Source organism: Bacillus cereus group sp. BfR-BA-01523 (assembly GCF_022662615.1).
Classification (GTDB): Bacteria; Bacillota; Bacilli; order Bacillales; family Bacillaceae_G; genus Bacillus_A; species Bacillus_A mycoides.
The window spans coordinates 36,975-45,975 of record NZ_JAKUDX010000022.1 but is presented as its reverse complement, the minus strand read 5'-3'; the positions used below and the strand labels follow the sequence as shown (position 1 = coordinate 45,975).

Below are 9,001 nucleotides of genomic sequence, written 5' to 3'. Positions count from 1 at the left end.
CATTGGTTTGGTTTTCACCAATTTAGCTGTTGCTTGATGGATATGGTTATTTCGGATATTCGTAATTTTCCTAGATAACCGAAGGTGCTCAGTTTTAGCTTTTTCATATCCGGCAGATTGAATTTTTACACCTTTTTTAAATCTCCTAGACATATCTCTTTGCGCTGACTTTTTCCTTTTCAAAAGTTTTTTAACCTTAGCATCTTTGTTTATATTTCGTTCTTTCGTACCATTAGAAGCTACAAACAACTCTTTTAAACCAACGTCCACACCAATCGACTCATTGGTTAGTTCTTGTGGTTCGAATTCTTCTTTGAACCCTACACTAATCCACCAGTGACGACCATCAAATGTAACTCTTGGATTTGATGGTTTTTTGTTTCTTGGTAGTTGTTGTCTTGTTTTCACTTCTCCAATAGACTGAATATCAACTACTTTCTTTCCTATAATCAGCCTTTCATAATTGACATAAAATCCTTGGATTGAATCTTTTTTGGTTTTATAAGAAGTGTGATAGCCATTTTTGTACTTTTTGAACGAATTTTTTCGCGCCTTGTCAAAATCTTTTGAAGCCTGTTTGGGAACTTGTGCGTTGATGTCATATAACCACTCATATCTCTTTCGCTTCTTGATCTTTGTAAATCGTTTCTGTAAAGCTAACTGTGAAACAGATTTTCCAAATAGCTTATAGTATCTATCACTCATTCTTTTACAATAGTTATAAGCAAATCTTGCAGCACCAGCATGGTTTCTAAGCACTTTTTCTTGTTCAGGCGTTGGAATCAGTCTGACTTTCTTCGCCAATATCATCAGAATTTAACTCCTTTACTGTGCGATTATTCGGGCACTCACCTTTCAGATAATGAAAGATTTATTCTTCTGAATAGTAGCGTGTTCCACCAGCATTCTCCTGAGACTACTCGGATGCAAACCTGTTAATTCCGATACTTGACTAACTCGTGAAAATTTCATTATTATTCTCACCTCATTGAACCTAACGTAGCACATACGTTCGATAAATTCAATAAAGTTTGATAGATTCAATAAAATTTATCTTGTTCAACTAAGGGCGCAATTCCTTAGCCAGTTCTCTTATGAACTTCTCATGTTTTCACATGAGCGCAGACTATATGTTTATCTACTTAGAGATAGAGGATTTTTCCACCACCATAGGCTTGTGATGTACTCTCGTCAGTTATACGAGATAGTCGTTGAACGTTCATCTTATCAATTTTGACTTAGATGATTCGAGGCGGAAGACCCATTGTTCTAGTGTTTAGGATTTAACCTTGCACGATCTGATTGATTTTTTCTGCTTTCGCGACATTCACGCTCGCCATTTCTAGCCACGTTGTAGTTCAATCAGCTTTAGGGATTGCCCGCAGTTAACCCTCACTACTAGCCAATCACTTGACTAGCAGGGCTTGCTGATATATTTAATTAACTTTAGTTATAATTGGTTAAATAAATCGTAACAGTTAGTTACCCTCGTAATATGAATGGGTATACAGTTGTATTTAATTCATGCCCTGCTACGTTACCACACGTTGTTACACAGCCTCCATACTTAACTACCTTTAAAGAACTTTCTAACATGCTTCCGCCTACGGTATCGACAACCCCAGCGTATATTCCTTTAAGCATCGGTCTTCCTGATTCATCACTCAACTCCTCGCGGCGAATCATCTTTTTTGCACCTAAACGTAACAGCATCTCTTTCTCTTCCATTTTCCCTGTTGCCCCTACTACGTCATATCCTAGCTTCCCTAAAATACTAACTGCTACACTGCCTACTCCGCCCGTAGCACCCGTTACTAAAACATCTCCCATACTAGGCGTAATTCCCGCTCTAATGAGCTTATATACCGATAAGGCAGCTGTAAAACCGGCTGTCCCGTACATCATACTTTCCTTCAAAGACATTTCTTTCGGTAAAGGAATAACCCAAGATGATGGCACGCGAATATATTCTCCGAAACCACCAGAAGTATTCATACCTAAATCATATCCAGTTACAATAACTTGATCGCCTTCCTGAAAGGCGTTATTTTCACTACTAACTACCTCTCCCGCTGCATCGATGCCTGGTGTATGAGGATATGTTCTCGTTACACCTTTATTACCAGTAGCTGAAAGGGCATCTTTATAATTTAATGAAGAATAATAAACACGTATTAATACGTCTCCTTCAGGTAAACTATTGACTTCTCTCTCAACAAGCTTTCTTTCAAATTGATTATTTTCTTTTTCGTTCACGACAATTGCTCGGAATGATGTATGATTCATTATGCTCTCTCCTTCATCCGTAAAATCTTTCTTTATTATATAAGAAGTACGTATACAGCTAATCACATCTTCTTGGCTATATTTCAACAAATCTTACTTCTCTATCACTTTCTCACATTACATATTTTCATTTCTACTAAAACACATTATACTTGTTCTACATCTTAAAAATAAAATATAGAAAATCTGACTTTTTATAAATAAATTGAATTTTTACGAAATGTAAATGATTTGTAATGTTTTTTTTCGCTAAATTTCATTATAATAAGTGGATATGAGTGTCGTATTTCAATTCAAATGAAGGAGTACAAGAAATGGAGCAAAACCCATCTTTGCAAGAAAATACACGCAATAAACCGAAAAAAGGTAAGAAAAAAACAAAAATTATTATAAGCGTTATTCTATTAGTTTTAATAATAGGTGGCGGTTATACATGGTTTTTAGTAAATAAAGCATCTTCTGCTGTTCGAAACGCCGCTCACGATTTAGCACGCGGTGATAAGTCTGATTTACGTGCTAAAGCTGTAAAACCTATTACAAATAACGTCTCTGTCTTAATAATGGGTGTTGATGAAAGCGATGTCCGTGGGAAAGAATATGGTGAAGCTATAAGAACGGATGCACTATTACTTGCAACGTTTAATAAAGATAGCAAAACTGTAAAGCTATTAAGTATTCCACGTGACACGTATACTTATATTCCAGTAGAAAAGAAAAAAGATAAAATTACACACGCTCATGCATTTGGTTCTACTAAAAACGGAAAAGATGGTGGACCACAAGCTAGTATTGATGCAGTTGAAAAATTAATGAATGTTCCCGTCGATTACTTTGTAAAATTCAACTTTAAATCATTCATGAAAATCGTTGATGATTTAGGCGGCATTGAAGTTGACGTACCAGTTGAGTTTACTGAACAAGATAGTAATGATAACGCCGAAGCAATTCACCTGAAAAAAGGTGTTCAAAAGTTAAATAGTGAAGAAGCTCTTGCTCTTGCTAGAACAAGGCACATTGATAGTGATGCGATGCGTGGTCAACGTCAGCAACTCGTTATTGAAGCAATTTTAAAGAAACTAACAAGCGCTGGATCCGTAACAAAAGTTGGTAACATCATTGATGATATTAACGGACAATTCGTTACAAACTTAACATTCGATGACATGCTTTCATTCTATAAATATGGATCGGATTCGGAAATTGAGAAATTACAACTTCAAGGTGAAGATTGTTACATGGCAAAAGGTGATGATACATGTAGTAAGTCAGCTGGTGGTGGTCGAACTTACTACTACAATCCAGATAAAAAAGAATTAGCTAATGTTACAAACGAACTTCGTAGTCACCTTGGACTACCTGCCTATACAAAATCTGATTCTGATTCGAAAAAAACAAACTCAGAGAAAACAAAAGAATCTACGTCTGAAAATACGAGTGAACGCGAATCAAGTAACGATGAAAATCAAAATAAGAAGAATAACAGTGAAGATACAGAAACATCGTCTAATGACAATGAATAAAGTGAAGCAGTGCTCTATGGAGGTAGAGCACTGCTTCTTTTTAATGCTTTCAAAATAAAAAATCAGAACTTTCCAACTATCTTTTTTAATATTTTTAAATTATAATAAATAGTAGTAATCTATTCCAATTATCAGGGGGCCCACGCATATGAAAGCTGCAGTAAAACATAACATTTCAGATTTTAAAGAGTACTTAAAATCAAACGATATATACATGGAAGAAAATATAGATGAAAATGATGGTTCGGTACATTTTTCAGTAGGATTAGAAACAGAAGCTGGCGCAAAAATTCAACTTATCGCTGCTTTCCAAAGCGAACATCCTGCTGTGGATATATACTGCTTCAATGTTGCTCTTGTACCTGATTCAACATCAACAAATGATATTTTACATGTCATCAATGAATTAAACACATCTTATCGATTTGCAAAATTCACGCTAAACAAACAAAATGCAATTGATATTTCAACATCTCTTGCATTCTCAGAACCAAACTTTAATCCCGCACTTGTCTTTGAACATACGAGAATGCTATATAAACTGGCAAACGATGAATATAAGAACTTAATGAAAGTTATTTGGGCGTAAATAAAAAGATGGTGCTACAAGAGCACCATCTTTTTATTTCGATATCATATCAACCCACATCTTTATCGCGGTTCCTACAATTAAAGTAGACAATACGTATTGCAAAACTTTTTGATTCACTCTCTTCCCTACTCTCACTCCAAGAGGAGCGGCAAATAAACTTGCTATCGCAACGATAAGAGCCGGAATAACAACTATTTGTCCAGTAATCACTTTCCCAGTAGTAATTCCTATCGAGGAAATAAAAGTAATAGCGATAGATGTTGCTATTGTTGTACGTATCGGTAGTTTTAAAACAACTAGCATAATCGGTACTAAAAGAAATGCACCACCAGCCCCAATAATGCCGGAAACACTTCCTACAATAAACGCTAGCAAACTAGCGAGCCACTTATTGTACGTAATTCCTTCTGTCCTCTTACGATTGCTTCGCTTCGGTATAAACATCATAATAGCCGCAATAGTAGCTAGTAATGTGTAAACAACGTTTACAGCATGCTCATTTAATAGATTCGCACTAAAGCTACCTACAAAGCTTCCTATTAATATACTAGCTCCCATATACACAACTAAAGTTTTATCCATATCGTTACTTTTCCTATACGCCCACGCGCCTGCAAAAGTTGCAAAGAATACTTGAATCGCTGTAATACCACTCACTTCATGTGATGTATATCCAGCAAATCCTAGCAATACCGGAATGTATAAGATCATCGGATAATTAATAATTGCACCGCCAATTCCAACCATTCCTGATATAAACGATCCTATAAACCCAATTATAAAAAGTAATACGACTAAGCTCATCTTACATCCCCTCCCTTCTAAAAAGAAGGTGAATTAAATGAATAAGTTTACATTCCCATCCGAAGCATCTGCTAAATAAGCTCCTACTCCTGCAAACTCTACCCCATCCATAATCTCTTCCTCTTTTAACCCTAATAAATCTACTGTCATTTGACAAGCTACAAGTTTAATTCCCTGTTCTTTCGCCAAATCGATTAAATCTGGTAAAAGCATCGCATTATGTTTTTTCATAATACCTTTAATCATCTTTGGTCCCATACCGGCAAAATTCATTTTTGATAATCCCATCTTATCAGCGCCGCGCGGCATCATTTTTCCAAACACTTTCTCTATAAATGTTTTCTTTACTTTCACATGCTCATCTTTCCTAAGAGCATTTAAACCCCAGAAAGTATGAAAAATAGTCACTTCATGATCGTACGCCGCTGAACCATTTGCAATAATATAAGCAGCCATTGCTTTATCATAATCTCCGCTAAATAAAACGATTGTTGTTTTCTTCTGTTGTTCCATGTTGTTCTCCTCCTAATTACCTATAGGGGTATTTTATCATTTATAAAAAGGCTCAAATCATTTATCTCTGTACTATACGACTTTACCTTCCCACGCTAACATACCACCTACCATATTGATTGCTCGAAAACCGTAGCTCTCTAAAAACTGAACTGCTCTTGCACTTCTTCCGCCAGAGCGACAAACAATAATATATTCCTGATTTTTATTTAACTCATGCATACGAAATTCTAATAGGCCTAGTGGAATATTACATGCTTCTGGAATTTTTCCTTCAGCTACTTCTTCTACTTCACGTACGTCCACAATATTTACTGCTTCTTTACGTAACAATTTTTCTTCTAACTCTTTTGCAGTCATTTCTTTCATTTTTCTATCTCCTTCTTAATTACAAGCATTCATGCCACCTGAAACATTGATAACGCGCTGAAACCCTAATTTTTTTAATACTTTTGCTGCTTGCTTACTCCTCATCCCGCTCTGACAAATAACGATTATTTCCTTATTTTTATCTAATTGATTTGCTCTACTAGCTAACTCATTTAGCGGGATATTCTGAAATCCCTTCATATGATTTCCTCTATATTCACCTACTGTACGAACATCGATAAACTGCTTTCCCTGTTTTCCCACTATACTCTTTAATTCTTTTCCATTTATATTTTGAACACCTTTCACCGGTAAAAAACGTGAAATAACAAACCATACAGCAATTACAATGAAAAGCGTACTTAATATTGTATTCATATAACCAACCTCTCCGCCTTTACAAAACTAGTTCTTCACTACGCCTTCTTAATCCAAAACTTCAGCACATCGTCTTCTATATTATGCTTTACTATTTCATGACCGCCTGTTTTTGACCATGCTGGAATATCTTTTACTGACCCTTTATCCGTTACATGTACTTCTAACACTTCTCCAGTTTGTAAAGTATCCATCGCTTTCTTCGTTCTTACAATCGGCATTGGACATGCTAAACCTTTCGCATCTAATACTTGTTTTACATTCATCATCTATTCCTCCAGTTTGTTATTTTATAATGAATCATGAACTGCACAACGATTTGGGCCAATCTCCATTTCACGCTCTTCTTCCACACTCGGATGAATTTTCCCCATATTCGTTTGACGAATTTCTTCATATGCATTTGGCTGAGGCGGTAAATTCTCTGTCACAGTTTTACGAAACTCTACCTCATCGGCAATATTTAACCCTACATTCTCCTTAAATAAATCTTGTAAATGCGCACTCACAATGCCTCTGTCGTCCATTTCACTTATTTTTGAATAATGAGCTGGTAAAACAATTAAATCTTGAGATAATTCCTTATAACGTTTATATAAAGTATTTCGTAAATCCCCTACCCAGTCTTCCGCCTTCCCAGCAAGATCTGGACGCCCGATTGAATCTACAAATAAAATATCGCCTGATAATAAATAGGAATCATCTACAATAAATGATGTACTTCCAATCGTATGCCCCGGTGAGTATAATGCGTCAATTCCAATTTTGGTACCCCCCACCGTAATAACAGATCCTTCAACAAGCGGTTTATATGAGAAAACGACTTCCTCCGCATCTTTTGGAGGTAACCAATACGTACCCCCTACTTTTTCAGCTAACCTACGTCCTCCAGAAATATGGTCTGCATGTAAATGTGTATCCATGACATTCGTAATAGTAACACCATGCTCTTCCGCAAAATCTTCATATGCTTCAACCGTTCTGACTGCATCAATAACTGCTGCTTCACCGTTTGAGACGATCATATAAGATAAACAGCCTTTTCCAAGACGGTTAAATTGATATACACTTCCTCCGCCCTGTACATCTCCTACTTTTAACGGCTTTACATATTCACTCCAAGCTTTCATACCACCAGCTAAATAATAAACATCATTGAATCCGGCATGTAACAATTGCTCTGCGACAAACTGCGAAGAACCTTCTTTCGCACATACGACTAAAATTTCTTTCTCCCTCGGCAATTCATCTACAATATGATCTACACCATCTAATAAGTCAAAATACGGTTTATTTATAGAAGAAACTTGTTTCCCTTCAATTTTCCAATCTTCATAGTCCGTTTCATTACGAACATCTAAAATAAACAATTCTCCGAATAAAACTTTCTCTGCGACATCTTTTGCTTGTAACAGTTTAACACTCATCCAATTACCCCCTGAGGTATATTTATATTTAAAAAATTTTATTTTTCTATATTTCCTTGCCACTCTAACATACCTGGAATGACATTTTTCACGTTTGAAAAACCTCTCTCTTTCAACACTTGGCAAGCTACATCACTACGGTTACCAGTTCGGCAAACAACATAAATTGGTTTCGCACTGTCTAACATAGCACTATCTATTTCACCTAATGGAACCGAAATGGCAGATGGAATATGACCAAAGGCAAATTCCGCCGCTTCACGAACATCTACTACAATACACTCTTCACCACTTAATAATAGATCTTGCAATTCCCCATTCGTAATTGTATGAGGATACTTCACAACTTCATTTACTTCATGTTCATGGGATTTTCGTACATAATGCTTTAATATATCTCCCTCTTGTTTCGTTCCGATATATTGGTGCCCTACTTTACTTGACCAACTTTGAATATCTAGCATAGAACCTTTATCTGTCGCCTCTATTTCAATAACTTGCCCTGATGCCAACCCTTCCATCGCCTTTTTTGTCTTCACAATTGGCATCGGGCAAGCCAAGCCTTTACAGTCTAAATTCATATCAACTTTTATACTCATAATCATTTCCTCCCTAATTAGCACACATATACCTGTAGGGGTATAATAAAATGTTTTTGAAAATCTGTCAACACATACGTTTGACAGATTATCTGCTTTTTACAAGTAATTGAACGGCTTCTTTAATTAACTCTTCATTTGAACCATTACCTGTTTCAAACTGCTCGCGCAAACATTGCTCTAAATTTGTTCCAACAACGAGTCCAATTGTACGATCAAGTGCAGAACGGGATGCAGTTAACTGTGTAATAACATCTCGGCAATCTTTTCCCTCTTCCATCATGCGAAGCACACCACGAACTTGACCTTCAATACGTTTCAATCTATTTTTCATATCTTGATTATATTCCACTGTAGATCACCTCCGTAATTATAACTATATTATACATTACTTTGTAACTTTGTATAATATCATATACCCTTAAGGGTATATTGTAAAGTGGTTTATTTTTTTGAAATCTCCTAGAGTATAGTAAAAATGCAAAAGCCACTGATTTCATTGGCTTTTGCATT

Annotated in this window: 11 protein-coding genes and 1 pseudogene; 2 read left to right on the top strand and 10 right to left on the bottom strand. The window is 36.0% G+C overall.

Features of this window, described 5'->3' with window-relative positions:
- Both MR066_RS26445 and MR066_RS26440 read right to left on the bottom strand, forming a co-directional pair.
- Window positions 1–810 (bottom strand): RNA-guided endonuclease InsQ/TnpB family protein (locus tag MR066_RS26445; RefSeq protein ID WP_242249005.1); only part of this gene is annotated, 810 nt, incomplete at its 3' end.
- Between the two features lie 675 nt (window positions 811–1,485).
- A pseudogene (locus MR066_RS26440) lies at window positions 1,486–2,286 on the bottom strand (YhdH/YhfP family quinone oxidoreductase); the annotation flags it as partial.
- A gap of 314 nt (window positions 2,287–2,600) precedes the next feature.
- Between MR066_RS26440 and MR066_RS26435 the strand changes: the two are divergent.
- Together MR066_RS26435 and MR066_RS26430 are read left to right on the top strand one after the other, a co-directional pair.
- Window positions 2,601–3,806 (top strand): LCP family protein, encoded by a 1,206-nt coding sequence (locus tag MR066_RS26435; RefSeq protein WP_242249004.1) that lies wholly within the window; start codon window positions 2,601–2,603, stop codon window positions 3,804–3,806.
- A gap of 148 nt (window positions 3,807–3,954) precedes the next feature.
- Window positions 3,955–4,395, top strand: coding sequence for a hypothetical protein (locus tag MR066_RS26430; protein ID WP_002029912.1), 441 nt, complete (start codon window positions 3,955–3,957; stop codon window positions 4,393–4,395).
- Window positions 4,396–4,428: 33 nt separating this feature from the next.
- Here MR066_RS26430 and MR066_RS26425 read toward each other — a convergent pair whose 3' ends face one another.
- The 8 genes from MR066_RS26425 to MR066_RS26390 form a co-directional block, all read right to left on the bottom strand.
- A complete protein-coding gene (locus tag MR066_RS26425) occupies window positions 4,429–5,202 on the bottom strand; it encodes a sulfite exporter TauE/SafE family protein (RefSeq protein WP_242249002.1) in 774 nt (257 codons plus the stop codon).
- Between the two features lie 33 nt (window positions 5,203–5,235).
- Window positions 5,236–5,715, bottom strand: coding sequence for a DsrE/DsrF/DrsH-like family protein (locus tag MR066_RS26420; protein ID WP_242249001.1), 480 nt, complete (start codon window positions 5,713–5,715; stop codon window positions 5,236–5,238).
- A gap of 72 nt (window positions 5,716–5,787) precedes the next feature.
- Window positions 5,788–6,084 (bottom strand): rhodanese-like domain-containing protein, encoded by a 297-nt coding sequence (locus tag MR066_RS26415; RefSeq protein ID WP_242249000.1) that lies wholly within the window; start codon window positions 6,082–6,084, stop codon window positions 5,788–5,790.
- A 15-nt stretch (window positions 6,085–6,099) separates the two neighbouring features.
- Window positions 6,100–6,462 (bottom strand): rhodanese-like domain-containing protein, encoded by a 363-nt coding sequence (locus tag MR066_RS26410; RefSeq protein WP_002140460.1) that lies wholly within the window; start codon window positions 6,460–6,462, stop codon window positions 6,100–6,102.
- A 38-nt stretch (window positions 6,463–6,500) separates the two neighbouring features.
- Window positions 6,501–6,731, bottom strand: coding sequence for a sulfurtransferase TusA family protein (locus MR066_RS26405; protein ID WP_002010727.1), 231 nt, complete (start codon window positions 6,729–6,731; stop codon window positions 6,501–6,503).
- A 21-nt stretch (window positions 6,732–6,752) separates the two neighbouring features.
- Window positions 6,753–7,889, bottom strand: a complete 1,137-nt coding sequence (locus tag MR066_RS26400) for an MBL fold metallo-hydrolase (protein ID WP_242248999.1) — start codon at window positions 7,887–7,889, stop codon at window positions 6,753–6,755.
- 38 nt (window positions 7,890–7,927) lie between these two features.
- Window positions 7,928–8,488 carry a sulfurtransferase TusA family protein gene (locus tag MR066_RS26395; protein ID WP_002140458.1) on the bottom strand — a complete coding sequence of 187 codons (561 nt, stop codon included), beginning with the start codon at window positions 8,486–8,488 and terminating at the stop codon, window positions 7,928–7,930.
- Between the two features lie 88 nt (window positions 8,489–8,576).
- The gene (locus MR066_RS26390; RefSeq protein WP_000456201.1) at window positions 8,577–8,840 is read right to left on the bottom strand and encodes a metal-sensitive transcriptional regulator; all 264 of its coding nucleotides are present in this window, start codon (window positions 8,838–8,840) and stop codon (window positions 8,577–8,579) included.
- Between the last annotated feature and the right edge of the window lie 161 nt (window positions 8,841–9,001).